The sequence below is a fragment of the Actinorugispora endophytica genome (genome assembly GCF_004363075.1).
GTDB classification, from domain to species: domain Bacteria; phylum Actinomycetota; class Actinomycetes; order Streptosporangiales; family Streptosporangiaceae; genus Actinorugispora; species Actinorugispora endophytica.
Genome location: NZ_SNYN01000009.1, coordinates 39,277 through 56,911, shown reverse-complemented (window position 1 = coordinate 56,911; position 17,635 = coordinate 39,277). Strand labels below are relative to the sequence as shown.

General features: G+C 72.9%; 13 protein-coding genes and 1 pseudogene. 8 read left to right on the top strand and 6 right to left on the bottom strand.

Annotated elements, in window-relative coordinates; all coding sequences use genetic code 11:
- A pseudogene (locus tag EV190_RS23410) lies at positions 1 to 785 on the bottom strand (hypothetical protein); the annotation flags it as partial.
- A 225-nt stretch (positions 786 to 1,010) separates the two neighbouring features.
- On the opposite strand from EV190_RS23410, the gene cofD reads away from it, so the two are divergent.
- The 3 genes from cofD to EV190_RS13275 all read left to right on the top strand — a co-directional run bounded on the left by cofD (position 1,011) and on the right by EV190_RS13275 (position 5,339).
- Positions 1,011 to 1,973 carry a 2-phospho-L-lactate transferase gene (gene cofD / locus EV190_RS13285; RefSeq protein ID WP_133741864.1) on the top strand — a complete coding sequence of 321 codons (963 nt, stop codon included), beginning with the start codon at positions 1,011 to 1,013 and terminating at the stop codon, positions 1,971 to 1,973.
- 2 nt (positions 1,974 to 1,975) lie between these two features.
- A complete protein-coding gene (locus EV190_RS13280; protein ID WP_133741863.1) occupies positions 1,976 to 3,247 on the top strand; it encodes a coenzyme F420-0:L-glutamate ligase in 1,272 nt (423 codons plus the stop codon).
- Between the two features lie 901 nt (positions 3,248 to 4,148).
- A complete protein-coding gene (locus tag EV190_RS13275; protein ID WP_133741931.1) occupies positions 4,149 to 5,339 on the top strand; it encodes a glycosyl hydrolase family 18 protein in 1,191 nt (396 codons plus the stop codon).
- Between the two features lie 139 nt (positions 5,340 to 5,478).
- Here EV190_RS13275 and EV190_RS13270 read toward each other — a convergent pair whose 3' ends face one another.
- Positions 5,479 to 8,097: a bifunctional FO biosynthesis protein CofGH gene (locus EV190_RS13270; RefSeq protein WP_133741862.1), complete on the bottom strand. Its 2,619-nt coding sequence runs from the start codon at positions 8,095 to 8,097 to the stop codon at positions 5,479 to 5,481.
- A 96-nt stretch (positions 8,098 to 8,193) separates the two neighbouring features.
- Here EV190_RS13270 and EV190_RS13265 point away from each other — a divergent pair, with 96 nt between their 5' ends.
- Positions 8,194 to 8,610: a TIGR03668 family PPOX class F420-dependent oxidoreductase gene (locus tag EV190_RS13265; protein WP_133741861.1), complete on the top strand. Its 417-nt coding sequence runs from the start codon at positions 8,194 to 8,196 to the stop codon at positions 8,608 to 8,610.
- Between the two features lie 246 nt (positions 8,611 to 8,856).
- Positions 8,857 to 9,264: a winged helix-turn-helix transcriptional regulator gene (locus tag EV190_RS13260; protein WP_133741860.1), complete on the top strand. Its 408-nt coding sequence runs from the start codon at positions 8,857 to 8,859 to the stop codon at positions 9,262 to 9,264.
- 87 nt (positions 9,265 to 9,351) lie between these two features.
- Here EV190_RS13260 and EV190_RS13255 read toward each other — a convergent pair whose 3' ends face one another.
- A complete protein-coding gene (locus EV190_RS13255) occupies positions 9,352 to 10,056 on the bottom strand; it encodes a class I SAM-dependent methyltransferase (RefSeq protein WP_133741859.1) in 705 nt (234 codons plus the stop codon).
- A gap of 49 nt (positions 10,057 to 10,105) precedes the next feature.
- Between EV190_RS13255 and EV190_RS13250 the strand changes: the two genes are divergently transcribed.
- Positions 10,106 to 11,047 carry a lysylphosphatidylglycerol synthase transmembrane domain-containing protein gene (locus tag EV190_RS13250; RefSeq protein WP_133741858.1) on the top strand — a complete coding sequence of 314 codons (942 nt, stop codon included), beginning with the start codon at positions 10,106 to 10,108 and terminating at the stop codon, positions 11,045 to 11,047.
- Between the two features lie 11 nt (positions 11,048 to 11,058).
- Here the strand turns inward: EV190_RS13250 and EV190_RS13245 are convergent, their stop codons facing one another.
- The 3 genes from EV190_RS13245 to EV190_RS13235 are packed head-to-tail and all read right to left on the bottom strand — an operon-like array spanning position 11,059 to position 15,171.
- Positions 11,059 to 12,150: a glycosyltransferase family 4 protein gene (locus EV190_RS13245; RefSeq protein WP_133741857.1), complete on the bottom strand. Its 1,092-nt coding sequence runs from the start codon at positions 12,148 to 12,150 to the stop codon at positions 11,059 to 11,061.
- 25 nt (positions 12,151 to 12,175) lie between these two features.
- On the bottom strand, positions 12,176 to 13,096 hold the full coding sequence (locus EV190_RS13240) for a glycosyltransferase family 2 protein (protein ID WP_133741856.1): 921 nt from the start codon (positions 13,094 to 13,096) through the stop codon (positions 12,176 to 12,178).
- 44 nt (positions 13,097 to 13,140) lie between these two features.
- Positions 13,141 to 15,171: a hypothetical protein gene (locus tag EV190_RS13235; protein ID WP_133741855.1), complete on the bottom strand. Its 2,031-nt coding sequence runs from the start codon at positions 15,169 to 15,171 to the stop codon at positions 13,141 to 13,143.
- A 166-nt stretch (positions 15,172 to 15,337) separates the two neighbouring features.
- On the opposite strand from EV190_RS13235, the gene EV190_RS13230 reads away from it, so the two are divergent.
- Positions 15,338 to 16,141, top strand: a complete 804-nt coding sequence (locus tag EV190_RS13230; protein ID WP_133741854.1) for a TIGR03089 family protein — start codon at positions 15,338 to 15,340, stop codon at positions 16,139 to 16,141.
- Positions 16,142 to 16,162: 21 nt separating this feature from the next.
- On the top strand, positions 16,163 to 17,605 hold the full coding sequence (locus EV190_RS13225; RefSeq protein WP_133741853.1) for an LCP family protein: 1,443 nt from the start codon (positions 16,163 to 16,165) through the stop codon (positions 17,603 to 17,605).
- Positions 17,606 to 17,635 lie beyond the last annotated feature (30 nt).

Here is a 17,635-nt window from a genome sequence, read left to right as displayed (position 1 = left end):
CCCTGCTGGTCCGGCTGGGCATAACCCTGCTGGTACTGGGCGCCGGTCTGGGTGTACCCGGCCTGCTGCTGCCACTCCTGGCCGTACGCCTGCTGGGCTCCGGTCGGGTTGTAGCCCTGCTGGGCCTGGTAGCCCTGCTGCTCGTACCCCGCGGGCTGCGCCTCGGCCTGCTGGGCAGCGCCGGGTTGGGCGTAGGCGTCACCCTGCTGCGGCCAGCCGGTCCCGGTCTGCGTCGCGGGCTGCCCCCCGGTCGGGGCGTACCCCTGCGTCTGCGGGGCGAACGACTGCTGCGCCCCGGTCGCCGGGTATGCCTGCTGCTTCGCTCCGGGGTAGCCGGGGGCTCCGCGCGGCACCAGGGCGGGATCGCCGAAGACCCTGATCAGGAAGAGCCCCGCGAAGGCGAGGATCGCGAGGCAGGCCACGGTCGAGAAGAAGTGGCTGAACCCCCCCGCGACGCTCTCGCCGTAGTTGGAGCTGACCACGAACCCCATGATGAGCGAGAGGACGCCGAACAGGGCGCCCACGCCGAGTTCGATCATCGCGGTCAGCACGATCCCGAAGGTGCGCGGCGACTTGTCCTTCGCCGTCAGCACGAGGACCACCGCGCCCAGGACCAGACCGACCGTCACCGGACCCGCGAAGACGTCACGGGCGTTCCGCAGCCCCCATGGGACGTCCCCGCCGCCGAATACGGAGATCAGCTGGGCGAGCATGGTCACCGCAACCGCACCGAGCAGTACCCAGGCGGCGGGCTCGCGCAACCGCTGAATGGCTTCGTTGTTCAAGAGAGGTTCCCCTCCGCATGCTGCTTCTCTGTCGCGTCGGTGGAAGCTTTGCATATCGTTGGTTTGTCGAAGGAATCAGACGGGAACAGGCCGCACAAGGCCACGAATCAGACGAATCGATCGGTTCCGGTGTCGCGCGCCGTCCGGCCCGTCATGGCCGCGCGGGTCTGCAACACGGACCGGGGCGCGACGCACATACCCCCCCAGCCTGCCAGACTTGAACCCATGCGGATAGTCGTATTGGCTGGCGGTATCGGCGGCGCGCGGTTCCTGCGCGGGCTCAAGGACGCGCTCGGGAACCGGGCCGACCCCGCCGGAGAAGAGACCGAGATCACGGTGGTCGGCAACACCGGGGACGACATCACCCTTTTCGGCCTGCGGGTCTGTCCGGATCTGGACACGGTGATGTACACCCTGGGCGGCGGCGTCAACGAGGACCAGGGGTGGGGGCGCGCCGACGAGACCTTCTCGGTGCGCGAGGAGCTCGCGGCCTACGGAATGGAGCCGCAGTGGTTCGGGCTCGGCGACCGCGACGTGGCCACCCACGTCGTCCGTTCGCAGATGCTGGCCGCCGGCTACCCCCTCTCGGCGATCACCGAGGCCCTGTGCGACCGCTGGCGGCCGGGAGTCCGGCTGCTGCCGATGAGCGACGACCAGGTGGAGACGCACGTCCTGGTCGACGACGGCTCCGGCCGGCGCGCCATCCACTTCCAGGAGTGGTGGGTGCGGCACCGCGCCCGGATCCCGGCGGAGTCGATCGTGAGCGTGGGCGCGGACGGCGCCAAGCCCGCCCCGGGGGTGCTGGCGGCCCTCCGGCAGGCCGACCTCGTCCTCCTGCCCCCCTCGAACCCGGTGGTCAGCGTGGGTTCCATCCTGGGCGTCCCGGGGATCCGGGAGGCGGTGTCCGCCAAGACCGTCGTGGGCGTGTCCCCCATCATCGGCGGCGCTCCGGTGCGCGGCATGGCCGACGCCTGCCTGTCCGCGATCGGTGTGGAGACCAGCGCGCGGGCCGTGGCCGAGCACTACGGGCCCGAGCTCCTGGACGGCTGGCTCGTGGACGAGGCCGACGCGGACACCGAGGTGGCCGGTGTCGCGGTGCGCGCCATGCCCCTGTACATGAGCGATCCCGAACGCACCGAGGCCATCGCGCGCGCGGCGTTGGACCTGGCCGTCGAACTGAAGGGGTGACCATGATCACGATCGAGGGCGTCAGTGGCCTGCCCGAGGTGCGGCCGGGCGACAACCTGGCCGCGCTGATCGCGGCGGCCGGTCCGCTCTTCGACGGCGACGTCCTCGTCGTCACCTCGAAGATCGTCAGCAAGGCCGAGGGCCGGATCCGGAAGACGGACCGCGAGGCGGCCGTCGACGCCGAGACCGTGCGCGTGGTGGCCCGCCGCGGCCCGACCCGCATCGTGCAGACCCGCCACGGGTTCGTCATGGCCGCGGCGGGGGTGGACTCCTCCAACGTGGAGCCCGGGCACGTGCTGCTGCTGCCCGAGGATCCCGACGACTCGGCCCGGCGGCTGCGCGCGGGCCTGCGGGAACGGCTCGGCGTCCGGGTCGCGGTCGTCGTCTCCGACACCTTCGGCCGCCCGTGGCGGACGGGGCAGACCGACGTCGCGATCGGCGCCGCCGGGATCTCCGTACTGGAGGACCTGCGCGGACGGAGGGACACGCACGGCAACGTCCTGGAGGTGACGCTGAACGCCGTCGGGGACGAGATCGCCGCCGCGGGCGAGCTCGCCAAGGGCAAGACGGACGGGGTCCCGGTGGCGGTCGTGCGCGGCCTTGCGCACCTGGTCACCGACGAGGACGGCGAGGGCGCGCGCGCCCTCGTCCGCACCGCCGACGAGGACATGTTCCGGTACGGCTCGCGGGACGTCCCGCACGCGCGCCGCACGGTCCGCACGTTCACCGGCGCCCCGGTGGACCCGGACGCGGTGCGCCGCGCGGTGGCCGCCGCGGTCACCGCCCCGGCCCCGCACCACACGACGCCGTGGCGGTTCGTGCTGGTGGAGTCCGCTGCCGAGCGCGTGCGCCTGCTGGACGCGATGCTGGACGCCTGGACGGCGGACCTGCGCCGGGACGGCTTCACCGAGGAGTCGATCGCCCGGCGGACGCGCCGCGGCGACGTGCTGCGCGAGGCCCCCTACCTGGTCGTCCCGTGTCTGGTCTCCCACGGGGCGCACCCTTACCCGGACGAGCGCCGGGCCTCGGCGGAGCGGTCGATGTTCCTGGTCGCGATGGGCGCGGGGGTGCAGAACCTGCTGATCGGCCTGACCATGGAGGGCCTGGGCTCGGCCTGGGTGTCGTCCACGATGTTCTGCCCCGACGTCGTCCGCCGGGTCCTGGACCTGCCGGAGGACTGGCAGCCGATGGGCGCGGTCGCGGTCGGCCACGCCGCGGCCCCCCCGAAGGACCGTGCCCCCCGCGACCCGGAGGCCTTCATCGAGGTCCGCTGAACGGGGCCGCCCCGGCTGCTCCGGGCCGGGAGCGGCGGGGCGGCCGGGTGTACCAGGCCGTGTCGGCCGGGCCGGGGCGCGGGTGCCCCGCCCCGGCCGGGGGCTGCGTGGACGCTTCCGAACCCGGCCTCCGGAGACCCGGGGTTCTGGAGGTTCCGGCGCGGGGGCAGTTCGGCGTGCGGGTGCTCGGGGTGGGTTGTTCGGCCTCGCGCCGCGCGGATCGCGAGGTGACGGCAGGCGGCGACGGCGGGTGCGGGTCGGGGCCGCGCCCACGACGTCCGTTTCGCGTGGTTTCCGTTGGTGATCTTGCTGTTTCCCCCCGAGAACCTTGACCTCGGGGGAAACAGCAAGATCACCGGACATTCGAGGGCCGGTTCCGCCCCCACCCGGAATGATCATGGGCTTTCCGCCCTTCCCGGCCCCGAAACAGGCAGAAAGCCCAAGACCGTCAACGACACCCTCACGCAACGGACATCATGGGCGCGGCCCCGACCCGCACCCGCCGTCGCCGCCCCCGTCACCGCGCCGCGCACGAGGACACCCCGACGATCCGGTCGGCGGATTCCCGACGCCGAATCACCCCCGCGCCGGAGACTCCTTCGCTACCGGACCAGCTGATATCCCCGGGGAGAACCCGCCGGACGGACGCGCGGCCTTCGCGGGATTTATTGAAAACTCTCCTTCTAGTGGCATTGACCACACTCCAGGGTTCTCTTAGGTTTGTTTCCAATTCGCCACTGGCCGGATCCGGTCAGCAGGCGAGGACAACCCGGTCCGCACCGCCCTCCGAACGCCGCTGCGGCCGCGGCGGAGGGGTGGGGCCCGGCCGGGCGCCGTATCACGTCGCACCCGCTCGACGGATGAGGAGCACCCCTTGACAGTCAAGCGACTACGCTCGGCGATGGCGCTGATCGCCTCCGCGTTCATCGCGTTCGCCGGGTCCGCCATCGCCACGGCCCCCGCCCACGCCGCAGGCGCTCCCGCCGCGGCCCCCCAGGCCCCCGCCGCGGCCTCGGGGCAGTGGCTGACCGGCTACTGGCACAACTTCGACAACGGCTCGACCGTCATGCCGCTCAGCGAGGTCCCGAGCGCCTACAACCTGGTGGCGGTCGCGTTCGCCGACAACATGCCGGGCACGCCCGGCGGCATCACCTTCAACCTGGCCAGCGGCGAGCTCGACGGCTACTCCGCCCAGGCGTTCAAGGACGACATCGCCGCGCTCCAGGCCCAGGGCCGCAAGGTGGTCATCTCGGTGGGCGGCGAGCGCGGCCACGTCAGCGTCTCCAACGCCGCAGAGGCCGCCAACTTCGCCGACACCACGTACGCCCTGATGAACGAGTACGGCTTCGACGGCGTCGACATCGACCTCGAACACGGCATCAACGCCCAGTACATGACGGAGGCGCTGCGCTCCCTCTCGGCCCGGGCGGGCTCCGACCTGATCATCACGATGGCCCCGCAGACCATCGACTACCAGGCCACGACCATGGGCTACTACCAGTTGACGAACAACATCAAGGACATCCTGACCATCGTCAACATGCAGTACTACAACTCCGGTTCGATGCTCGGCTGCGACCAGCGGGTCTACTCCCAGGGAACCGTGGACTTCCTGACCGCGCTGGCCTGCATCCAGCTGGAGATGGGCCTGCGCCCCGACCAGGTCGGCCTCGGCCTGCCCGCGGTCCCCTCCGCCGCGGGCGGCGGTTACCAGTCCACCGGCAACGTGATCCGCGCCGTGGACTGCCTGGAGACCCGCGCCAACTGCGGCTCCTTCACCCCCTCGCGGGCCTACGGCGAGATCGGCGGCGTCATGACGTGGTCGATCAACTGGGACGCGACCAACGGCTACGCCTTCGCCGACGCCATCGGCCAGCGGCTGGGCACGGGCGAGGGCGGCCCCGGACCCGACCCGGACCCGGACCCCGATCCCGGCGACTGCGCCGCCCCCGCCTGGAGCGCGGGCTCCGTCTACGTCCGCGGCGACCGGGTCACCCACAACGGGCGCACCTGGGAAGCCCAGTGGTGGACCCTGAACGAGACCCCCGCGCCCGTCGAGTGGGGGGTGTGGAAGGACCTCGGCCCCTGCTGACGCCGCCCCTTCCCCCGAACCGGACGACCCCGCCCCCGGCGGCGCGCAGGCCCCGCTCCTCCGCGCCGACCCGACCGGGGCGGGGCCGTCCCACGGCGGGCCCCGGCTCCTCCCCGGAGGGGCCGGGGCCCGCCCTCGGCTACACCACCGGCAGGCGCGGCCTCCGGATGCTCTCCGCGACGCCGTCGTTGGCCTCGGCGACGGCCCTGCGCTCGGCGGGGACCTCGCGGTAGAGGGTGTCGCGCTGGCGCAACGGGCGGCCGGTCGGCGCGACCAGGGCCCGGATGTCGCTGATGGTCTTGAACGAGCCGTTGCCCGAGCCCGCCATGCGGCTGATCGTCTCCTCCATCAGCGTGCCGCCGACGTCGTTGACCCCTCCGTCGAGGAGCAGGTGGCAGTGCTCGTCGGCGAGCTTGACCCACGAGCACTGGATGTTGTCGATGTGGCCGTGCAGCAGCAGTCGGGCCAGCGCGTGCACCGCCCGGTTCTCCCGCACGGTGGGGCCGGTGCGGGCCAGCCCCGCGAGGTAGATGGGCGCGTTGGTGTGCACGAACGGCAGCGGCACGAACTCGGTGAAGCCGCGCCGCCCGTTGCGCTCCACCGACCGCTCCTGGAGCGAGCGGATCAGCTTGATGTGCGCCACCCAGTGCTCGGGGGTGTCCACGTGCCCGTACATCATGGTCGAGGTGGTGGGGATGCCCAGGTCGTGCGCCGTGGTGACGACGTCGACCCACTCGGCGGCGGGCAGCTTGCCCTTGGTGAGCACCCAGCGCACGTCGTCGTCGAGGATCTCGGCCGCCGTGCCGGGGATCGAGTCGAGCCCGGCCTCGCGCGCCCGGGTCAGCCACTCGCGCACCGGCAGGTTCGTGCGGGCCGCGCCGTTCATGACCTCCATCGGGCTGAAGGCGTGGACGTGCATGCCGGGGACCCGCTCCTTCACCGCCCGGGCGATGTCGAAGTACGCCGTGCCCGGCAGGTCCGGGTGGATGCCTCCCTGCATGCACACCTCGGTGGCGCCCGCGTCCCACGCCTCGGCGGCCCGGTCGGCGACCTGGTCGAGCGACAGCGTGTAGGCGTCGGCGTCGGTGCGCCGCTGGGCGAAGGCGCAGAAGCGGCAGCCGGTGTAGCAGACGTTGGTGAAGTTGATGTTCCGGGTGACGACGAAGGTCACGTCGTCGCCGACGGTGTCCCTGCGCACCCGGTCCGCCAGTGCCGCCAGCTCCTCCAGCTCGGGCCCGTGGGCGTACAGCAGCGCCAGCGCCTCGGTGTCGGTGAGCCCGGCGGGGTCGCTCTCGGCGTGCCGCAGCGCGGCGCGGATCTCGGGGTCGAAGCGGCGCGGCGCGCCCACCCCGAGGGCGGGGCGTCCGACGCGCTCGCGCAGCCGGGACCAGTCGCCGTAGACGGCGTCGAAGTCGCCGCGCCGGTCCCCTGTGCGGCCCTCGGTGTCCACCCCCACGTGCAGGTCGGTTCGCCCCGCCGACGCCATGCCCGCCTCGGGCTCCTGCCACGGGCGGCCCTTCACCACCGCGTCCTCGCGGGCCAGCCCGGTGGCGGGGTCGGCGAGCGCGTGGACGTGCGCGAGGATCCGGGGGTCCAGCCACGGCTCGCCCTGGCGCACGTACTCGGGGTAGACGGTGAGTCGCTCGCGCAGCGCGAACCCGGCCTCCGCGGTGCGCTCGGCGAGCGCGTCGATCTGCGGCCAGGGCCGTTCGGGGTTGACGTGGTCGGGGGTGAGCGGGGAGACGCCGCCCCAGTCGTCGATCCCGGCGCGCAGCATCAGCCCGTACTCCCCGCCGATGAGGTTCGGCGGGGCCTGGATCCGGGCCCGGGGGCCCATGACGAGCCGGGTGACGGCGATGGTCGCGGCGAGCTCGGCGAGCTCGGCGTCGGGCCGGTGCATCATCGCGGTGTCCGGCTTGGCCCGGAAGTTCTGCACGATGACCTCCTGGATCGCGCCGTACTCGCGGGCCGTCCCGCGCATGGCGAAGACGGACTCGGCGCGCTCGGCCACGGTCTCGCCGATGCCGATCAGGATCCCCGTGGTGAAGGGCACGTTGGAGCGTCCGGCGTCGTCCAGGACCCGCAGCCGCACCGCGGGGTCCTTGTCGGGGCTGCCGTAGTGGGCCTGGCCGCGCTCGGTGAACAGCCGGGTGGAGGTGGTCTCCAGCATCATGCCCATGGACGGCGCGACGGGCTTGAGCCGCTGGAAGTCGCCCCAGCTGAGCACGCCCGGGTTGAGGTGCGGCAGGAGGCCGGTCTCCTCCAGGACCATGACGGCCATGGCGCGCACGTAGGAGAGCGTGTCGTCGTACCCCTGCTCGTCCAGCCACTGGCGGGCCTGCTTCCAGCGGTCCTCGGGACGGTCGCCGAGGGTGAACAGGGCCTCCTTGCAGCCCATGGCGGCGCCCTCGCGGGCGATCGCGAGGACCTCGTCGGGTGAGAGGTAGGGGGCGGGGAGCTTGCCGGGGACGGTCGCGAACGTGCAGTAGTGGCAGCGGTCCCGGCACAGCCGGGTCAGGGGGATGAAGACCTTGCGGCTGTAGGTGATGACGCCCGGCCGCCCCGCCGCCTCCAGTCCGGCGTCGCGGACCCGGGCCGCGTGTTCGAGCAGTGCCTCCAGGTCGTCGCCGCGCGCGTGCAACAGGACCTCGGCCTCGGTCCGGTCCAGAGTCTTGCCGTCCCTGACCCGGGCCAGCGCGCGCCGCATGGCCGAGGGGGAGGGGGAGCCGTCGATGTTCCCGTTTCCAGAACCACTCATAGCCGCACGATACGCGCAGGACGCTCCAAGCCGGACGCCCGGCCGGCGCGGTCGCGGCGGAGGATCCGGGCCGGAAGGAGTCCTTAGGGTGACGGCATGACCTTGGACCCCGGCAACGCCCGAGCCCGGTTCGCCTGTGCCCGCGTGGCCCGCCTCGCCACCGCGTCCCCCGACGGCCAGCCCCACTTGGTGCCGGTCACCTTCGCCTCCTACGGCGACACCGTGGCCATCGCGATCGACCACAAACCCAAGACCACGACCTCCCTGAAACGGCTCGCCAACATAGCGGCCAATCCACTGGTGTCCCTGCTCACCGACGAGTACAGCGACGACTGGGAGCGGCTGTGGTGGGTGCGCGCCGACGGCACCGCCCGTACGGAACACCGCGGCGGCGAGCGCGCGGACGCCCTCGCCCGCCTGGCGGAGCGCTACCCGCAGTACCGGGAGCGCCCTCCTGACGGCCCCGTCATCCTGGTCCGTGTGGCCCGGTGGAGGGGCTGGTCGTTCGGGTAGGTCCGCGTCATGCCGCCTGAAGCCATCCGCAGACCACAGACAGATCGCCGACGCCGTACGCGCCCGCATCCTGTCCGGCGGTCTCGGCCTCACACCCCCTCTCTTTGACCGACCCCCGCGAAGCGACGCGGGGACCGCATCGGCTGCGGACTGAGGCCGCGCCCGGTTCCACACGTTCCAGCAGGACGCTAACCGAACGAAAGCGCAATCCTAGAGCGAGTACGCCTCTCGGGTATGGTGTCGGACATGAGCGCCCCAGCCACTCCCGCGGCGCCGAGCGGGGACGACTACGACCGGCTGGTCCCCGACGTCTTCGCCCGCGACTGCCTGTCCCGGCACGTCCTGGCGGACGTCTCGGGAAAGTGGGGGACGCTCGCGCTGCTGGCCCTGCACGAGGGGGCCTACCGGTTCAACGCGCTGCGGCGGCGCATCGACGGCGTCAGCGAGAAGATGCTCGCCCAGACGCTCCAGGCCCTCGAACGCGACGGCCTGGTCAACCGCGACGCGCAGGCCGCCATCCCGCCCAGGGTCGAGTACAGCCTCACCCCGCTGGGCGTCCGGATCGCCGGGCGGCTGGCGGCCTTCGTCGAACTGCTCGAAGAGGCCGTCCCGGAGATCACGGAGGCGCGGCGGTCCTACGACGCGCGCCGCTGACGATCCGCCTGCTTCTCTCGCTGATCTTGACCTTTTCGGTCTCTCAACCGCTTCTGAGACCCCGAAAAGGTCAAGATCAGCGGGGGACTAGCGCTTGCGGGCGCGCAGCAGGACGATGCTGCCCCGGGTGTTGGGCTCGCGGCTGTCGCTCAGCGACACCAGGGGGATCAGCGGGGCCGCGGCGTTGAAGCCGACCCTGCCGCCGCGCGCGGACAGGCCGAGATAGGTGCGCTCGGCCGCCCTGCCGCGGAACTGGTAGCTGTGCTCGGCGACGTCGAGGCCGCACTCGGCGAGCAGCGCGCCCAGCGTCTCGTGGGTATAGGTGCGCTGCACGTGGTAGCGGCGCCGGTGCGCCTCGAACAGCTCCGGCCAGTCCGCGCGCCGGGACAGGCAGTCGGCGGACATGACGAGCTCGCCGCCGGGTTTGAGCACCCTGGCCATCTCGCGCAGCGCGGCGGGCCCGTCGTCGAAGTGCTCGATCGCGCAGATCGACATGACCTTGTCGACGGTGCCGTCGAGCATCGGCAGCCGCAGCGCGTCGCCCTCGATGAGCGCCGGGGCGTGGCTGAGCCGCCTCCCCCGCAGCATCTTGTTCCGGGCCAGGTCGACGGAGACGGCCCGCGCGCCGCGCCTGCGCGCCTGCGCCGCCCAGTAGCCGTCCCCTCCGGCGACGTCCAGGACCACCTGGCCGGTCAGGTCCCGGCCGAGCCAGCGCAGCAGGGTTCCGGCCTCGCGGTAGCGGCAGACGTGGATCTGGTGGCCGGCGAAGGCGACGACATCAGGCAGGAGCACGGGTCTCACCCTAGCGCCGCCCCGATCCGGCGGGGACTACCCTGGCCGGGTGCTGAGCCGTCTCCGCGCCGACCCCCGGGTGCGCGCCGCCGTCGTCCTGCTCGTCCTCGGATGCGCGGGCCTCGCGCTGTACACGCGCTGGGACGAGGCGGGCGACGCGCTGGCCTCCCTCTCCCCCTGGCTGGTCGCCGGCTCGCTGGCGGCCGCGCTGGCCTCGCTCGGCGCGCAGATGATGGCGTGGCGGGCGCTGCTGGCCGATCTGGGCTCGCCGCTCGATGTCCCGGTCGCGGCGCGGATCATGTTCGTCGGCCAGCTCGGCAAGTACCTGCCGGGATCGGTGTGGGCCTTCGTGGCCCAGGTGGAGCTGGCCAGGGACCTCCAGGTCCCGCGCCGACGCGGGATCACCGCGACGGTGCTGGCGGTCGCGGTGACGCTGACGGTGAACCTGCTGGTGGCGGCGGTGACCCTGCCGCTGTCCTCGGCGGAGGCCGCGCAGCGCTGGTGGTGGGTGCTGGCGTGCGCTCCGCTGCTGGCCGCGGCGCTGCACCCGCGGGTGGTGACCTGGCTGCTGCATCTGGCCCTGCGCCTGACCGGGCGCTCGCGCGACGTGCCCGACGAGGAGCTGGAGCGGATCAGCGGCCGCGGCATGGCCGCCTCGGTGGGCTGGACACTGGCCGCCTGGGTGCCGATGGGCCTGCACGTGTGGTCCCTGGCCGCGGGCGTCGGCGGCGGGCCGGGCTCCCTGCCGATCGCGATGGGCGCCTACGCCCTGGCCTGGACGCTGGGGGTCGTGGTGGTCCTCGCCCCGGCCGGCCTGGGGGTGCGCGAGGTGGTCCTGGTGGCGGCGCTGGCCCCCGTCCTGGACCCCGGTTCCGCGCTGGTGGTCGCCGCCCTGTCCCGCCTGGTGATGACCGCGGCCGACGTCCTGTGGGCGCTGCTCGCCCTGGGCCGGGTCCGGGTGGGCGACCGCTCCCGCCCCGACGGGGTGTAGCCCGGACCGGGTCAACCGGTCAGGGTCTCCAGGTACCGCTTCCAGTGGTCCTCGGGGTCCACCGGGCGGACGCCCGCGCGCAGCCGCCGGAGGCGGCCGGGGGCGTAGCAGTCGGCGATGGCGCGCGCCAGGCCGGCCGGGTCGTCGGGGTCGCAGAGCAGGCCGTCCACCCCGTCGGCCACGTGGTCCGGCAGGGTGCCGACGCGGGTGGCGATCACCGGCAGGCCGTACTCGTGCGCCAGCCACACGTTCTGGGTGGCGGTGGCCGAGCGGTAGGGCAGCACCACCGCGTCGCAGGCTGCGAACAGGGCGGGGAGCCCGGCCGCCGGGACGTAGCCCTCGCGCCACTCGACCCGGTCCGCCACTCCCAGCTCGTCCGCCAGGGCCCGCAGCGCGTCCGAGCCGCCCCAGAACTCGCCCGCGACGGTCAGCCCGATGCCCGGCGGTCCGGCGGCGAGCGCGCGCAGAAGGACGTCCACCCCCTTGTAGGGGCGGACGAACCCGAAGAAGAGCAGCCGCCCGCGCACCCCGTCGGGCGCGGCGGCCGGGCGGACGGCCTCGGGCAGGTGCGGGGGCATCTCGGCCATCCGCACGTCCGGGCGGCCCCGGGTCCGCAGCCGCGCGGCCAGGGCCTTCTGCTCGGGGGAGTGGGTCAGCACGGTGTCCACCCGGTTGAGCAGCAGCCGCGTCAGGGCGGCGTCCGCTCCCGCCCGGCCCCGCTCGTGCGGCAGCACGTTGTGGCACAGCGCGACCGTGCGCGCGGCGCGCCCGATCCCGGCGAGCATCCCCAGGTAGGGCGGCACCTGGACGGGCGAGAACACGGTGAGGACCACCAGGTCCGCCTCGCGGCCCAGGCGGCGTCCGGTCCGGTACCAGCCGTCGGGCCGGTACCAGGCGAGGTCGCGCCTGGTGCGCGGGTAGAGCGCGCCCTCGGGCTCGCCGATGGTCTGGCTGCCCGGGTACAGCGCGGCCGGGTACTGCGCGCGCCACGACTCCACGACGACGTCGTGCCCCTCGGCGGCCAGCCGGTGCGCGAGCTCGGTGGTGTGCCGGGCTCCCCCGCCCTTGTACGGGTGGACGGGTCCGACCAGCGCGATCCGCATCCGTCCCTCCTCTCGCCCCGGCCGGTCAGGAGCCGTCGCGCGAACGCACGATCAGGTCGGCCAGCAGGGCCATCGAGGCGATCATGAACCCCGCCATGAGCAGCATGATCGTGTTGTTGCGGATGTACACCGGGTCGGTGACCACGTCGTAGACGACCTTGCCCGCGCCGATCCCGACCAGCCACAGCGCGGGCGGCATCAGCACCTTGAGCGGGTTGAAGTACATGACCATGCGCAGCACCTGGAGGATGTACCGGTAGGCGTCGCGCACGAAGTGGAACTTGGAGCGCCCGGCCCGCTTGGAGTACACGACCGGCTCGTAGTGGATGGCGTGCTGGTTGGACAGGAAGGCCAGGGTGATCGTGGTGACGCAGGAGAACCCCGGCGGGAGCAGCCGCAGGTAGGGCAGCGACACCTCGCGCCGGAAGGCGCGCAGCCCCGAGTTCAGGTCGGGGATCCTGGTGTTGGTCAGCCACTCGGCGATCTTGCGGATCAGCCACTTGGTGGGGACCCGCAGGAACTTGTGGCTGCCCATCTCCTGGTCGCGTGCGCCCACCACCTGGTCGACGGTGTCGTCCTTGGCCAGGATCGCCACGAGTTCGGGGATGCGCTCGTTCGGGTACGACATGTCCGCGTCGGTCCACACCACGATCTCGCCGCGCGCCCGCTGGGTGCCGATCCGGCGCACCGTGCCCGTCCCGCCGTTGTTGGGGAAGGCGATGATCCGCAGGTTCGGGAAGCGCGGCGCCGCGGCGCGCAGCCGGGCCAGGGTCTCGTCGGTGGAGGCGTCGTCGACGGCCAGCAGCTCGTAGGAGTACTCGCTGCCGTCCATCGCCGCGCAGATCCGCTCGACCTCGGCGATCACGTGGTCCTGCTCGTTGTAGCAGGGCAGCACGATCGTGGCGTAGGGGGCTGCGGTCTCGGGGGCGGGGATGGTCTCACTCACGGTGGCCCCAGGATAGCGACTCCGGGGCCTTGGGGCGGGCGCCGTCACCTCGGCAGGACCGCGATCCAGACGTCCCCGTTGAACCGCCACGCGCCGGACGGCGGCTCCATCAGGGTGCTGGGGTCCTGATCGGTGTGCACGTCGAACGGGTGGAGGGGGGCGACACCGGGCGGCATGAACGGCCTCAGCTGCTCGGCGCTCGCCGTGGCCAGGACCGCGTCCCGGTCGCGCTCGTGGATCTCGCCGACGATCCGCCGCACGGAGTCGGGGTCGGGCTGGTTCAGGTGCGCCGTGGGCACTCCGCACATGCCGCGGATGAGCTGCATGAACTTGCTGGCGGTCGAGGGGTCCAGGATAACGACGCTGGCGTCGTCGGGGATCTCCGCGCAGGTCCGGTGGGTGGCCTCGACCGAGCCGACGTCCGTCCGGTAGCCCATGATCCCGCCCGCGGTGACGGCCGTGGGCACCAGCAGCGCCGCCGCGCCGACCGCCGCGAGGACGGAGCGCGCCCACGCCGGCGGCACCGCCGGGTGGTCGCGCAGGTACCGGGACGCCCAGGCCAGGAACCAGACGGCGAACAGGACGAACGCCGGGATCACCAGCACGATGAGGCGGCGGCTCGCCCACGGGTGGTCGGGGGTGATGGCGGGCCGGACCAGTGTGGTGCAGACCGTCCAGACCAGCACCATGAGCGGCAGCGCCCACTGGGGGTCCCGGCGCAGCGCCACCCGGCGCAGCAGCAGCGCGACCCCGAAGGCGGCCAGGAGCACCGCGGCCAGGCCCACGTACCAGCCGACCCAGTACAGGCTCATCTCCTCGTACGTGCGGTCCGGGTCCACGGGCAGGCCCTCGATCTCCTGCACATGGCCGATGTACAGGCCGGTCGCGTCGTCGCCGTGGCCGCGCTGGACGAAGAACAGCGGGCGCAGCGCGAACCCCGCCATGACCACCAGGACGGCGACCGCGAGGGCGTTGGGCAGCCACGCCGGGCGGTCCAGGCGGGGCGCCCCGCGCCGCCACAGCACGAGCACGGCCACGGCCGTGGCGGCGACGACGGCGCCGCTCAGGAGCAGGAGGGGGCCGAGCGAGTCCGACAGGTACTCGAGGTACGGCCTGGACAGCACGAACCCGGCGACGAGCCCGTAGCCGACGCCGACGGACAGGCCTACGGCCATCGGCAGCGCCTGGCCCCGGCGCGCGAGCAGGAGCAGCCCCAGGAAGCCGACGACCGGGAGGAGGTCGCGCATCGCGTCGATGCGCACGAGGAGCCCCAGGCCGAAGGCCAGCCCCGCGGCCAGGGCGAGCACGTGCGGAGCCCCCCAGCGGCCGAGCGGGCGCGCGCGGCGGGCGAGCGCGTCGTAGGCCAGGACGAGCGCGCCGAGCAGCAGGACCTGGGCGACGGGCTCGCTGTAGGTGGAGCGGCTGATCCACTGCTGGGGATGGCACACCGCCAGGGTCAGGGCCGCCAGCGGCGCCCAGCGGGCGCCCACGAGCCGGGCGGTCAGCCCCGCGAAGGTCAGGACGCCGAGCGCGCCGACGAGGGGCGGGACCACGACCATCCCGCCGAGGCCCGCCGCCCAGAAGCCGAGCGAGTACACCAGCGGCGCGCCGGCCAGGAACTGCGGCCAGACGACGTCGTCCACCTGGTAGTAGGCGAGGCTGTTGTAGCTCAGCGCGAAGTCGTCGCCCGCGATGAGCTCGCGCTGCTGCGGGACGGGCAGGTAGCCGTTCTGCGCGATCCACGCCGTGTACTGGGCGTACGAGGCCGCGTCCCGCCTGATGACGAACTGCTCGGAGTGGTAGGCGACCTGGACCGCGGCGAAGACCACGACGACCAGGACGACCAGGACGAGCGGCCACCAGGGGACGTCGTCGGGCTCCCCGCCGACCGCGGGCGCCAGTCTCGGCACGAGGGCGAGCGCCGCCAGGACCGTCGGCAGGCCCACGACGAGGCCCGTCAGCGGGGTGAGGAGACCGAGGAGGAGCAGCGGGAACGCCACCAGCAGCCACGCCGTGAAGGCGACGACCGGGACGAGGGTGGTCCGCGCGAGCAGGGAGCCGGGGGTCAGGCGCATAAGGGCAACGATGCCAGCTGTCGGCCGTCCCGGGGACCCCGACGGTCCTCCCCGCGGACATCGGCCTCCGGCACCCGGACCGGACCCGTCCCGATCACCGCGACGGGCCCGGTCACCGCATGGGTAGCATGTGCGCGATCCGCAGTGCAGACGAGGAGATGCCGCCGTGTCCGTGCGAACACCCGTGCAGTTGTGGCAGGAGGCCAGGGCCGTGGACGCCGCGCGCCCCTTCGTCACCGCCTACGACGAGGCGACCGGCGGCCGGGTGGAGCTGTCGTTCGCCACCTTCGACAACTGGGTCTCCAAGACCGCCAACATGCTCGTGGACGGGCTCGGGGCCGAACCCGGGGAGCGCGTCGTCCTCGCGCTCCCGGTGCACTGGCAGAGCCTGGTGTGGGCGATCGCCTGCTGGTCCGCCGGGCTGACCGCCGTCCTGGCCGGCCCGGGGGACCTGCCCGAGGGGGACATCGCGGTCGCCGACGCCGCCCGCCTGGAGGCCGCCCTCGACTCGGGCGCCCGCGAGGCCGTCGGCACCTCCCTCCACCCGCTGGGCCTGCCCCTGGCGGACCGCCCGCCCGCCGCTCTGGACTACTCGGTGGAGGTGCGCGGGTACGGCGACCACTTCCGACCCGACCCGGTCGACCCGGCGGCGGCCGCCCTGGTGAACGGAGACGACTCCTTCACCGGGGCCGAACTCGCGGCGGCGGGCGCGCGGACCGCGCGGACCTGGAAGCTGACAGCCTCCGACCGAGTGGCTATCATCACTTCCGAGTCAGCCCCACTTGCGCTGCTTGGGCGTGACCTGTCCCGATTCTTGGGTGTGCTGAGCAGCTCCGCCGCGATGGTGCTGGTCCCAGGTCTCGATTCGGTTACCCTGCAATCGCGACTCGGCATGGAGCGCGTCACCGCCATCACCGGCGCTCCTTCTGACTCCCTCTCCTCGGAGACCCCGCTGAAGTCGCTCCCCTGACGCCTACCCCTTTGGTGCCCGATGCCGAAAAGATCCTCTTCTCGCAGATCAGCCGGGTCGCGCGCCGTACGGCGCGGGCTGACCGCCGGCGGCTGGGTCGCCGTCGGAACGACCGCGCTCGTCATCGGCAGCAGCCTCACCGCGTACGGCGCCTACTACGACATCTACAGCAACATCAACCAGGAGACCATCGACACCGACGCCTGGGACCGGCCGACCAAGGTCGAGGGCGCGCTCAACATCATGATCATCGGCTCGGACGTGCGCAGCGGCGACAACGCCGAGTACGGCGGCGAGATCGAGGGCGAGCGTCCCGACTCGCTCCTCATCGCGCACATCTCCCCCAGCTACGACGGCGCGACGCTGATCAACCTGCCCCGCGACTCCATGGTGAACATGCCCGCCTGCGAGGCCAGCGGCGACAAGCCCGGCATGGCCGCGCACTACGGGATGATCAACTCCGCGATGGACCAGGGCGGGGTGCAGTGCCAGTGGCAGGTCGTCGAACAGCTCACCGGCATCCACATCGACCACTTCGTCAGCGTCGACTTCACCGGTTTCAAGGACATGGTGGACGCCGTCGGCGGCGTGGACATGTGCATCCCCGCCCCCGTCGACGACCCCAAGGCCGACCTGACCCTCGACGCCGGCGAGCAGACCCTGAACGGCGAGCAGGCGCTGGGCTACATGCGCTCGCGCTACGGACAGGGCGACGGCAGCGACCTGAGCCGGATCGACCGGCAGCAGGACTTCCTGGCCGCCATGCTGCGCAAGGTCATGAGCGGCGAGATCATGTCCAGCCCCACCAGCATCTACTCCTTCCTCGGCTCGGTCACCGACTCCATCACCGTGGACGACGAGCTCACCGTCGACAGGATGACCGACATCGCCATCCAGATGCGCCAGGTCGACATGGGCAACATCCAGTTCGTCACCGTGCCCAACGGGCAGGCCCCCGAGGACGCGAACCGGGTCGCCTGGACCCAGCCGGACGCCGACAACCTGTTCGCGGCCATCGCCAACGACACCGCGATCGCCGAGGAGGAGGAAGAGGAGGCCCCCGAGGAGGAGCCGCAGGAGGAAGAAGAGGAGACCCCCCCGGTCGCCCCCTCCGACGTCTCCGTGGAGGTCCTCAACGGCACCGACGTCAACGGCCTGGGCAGCGAGGTGGGCAGCCACCTCGGCGCGCAGGGCTTCGTGGTCGCCGGCAGCCGCAACCCCGACGGCGAGATCCCGGCGGAGACCACCGTCTACTACGGCACCGGCTTCGAGGGGCACGCCAAGGCCGTCGCCGCCGAGCTCGAGTCCGCCACCACCGCGGAGAACCCGCTCCTGGGCGGGACCGTCCAGCTGGTCATCGCGGGCGAGTGGGGCGGCTTCAAGGGGGAGCCGACCAGCGGCGGCGGCACCGACCTGCCCGTGGACGGCAAGACCGCCGAGGCCCAGGAGAGCTCCTGCGGCTGATCCCCGTCGGGGCGGTCGCCGGCGCCGGGA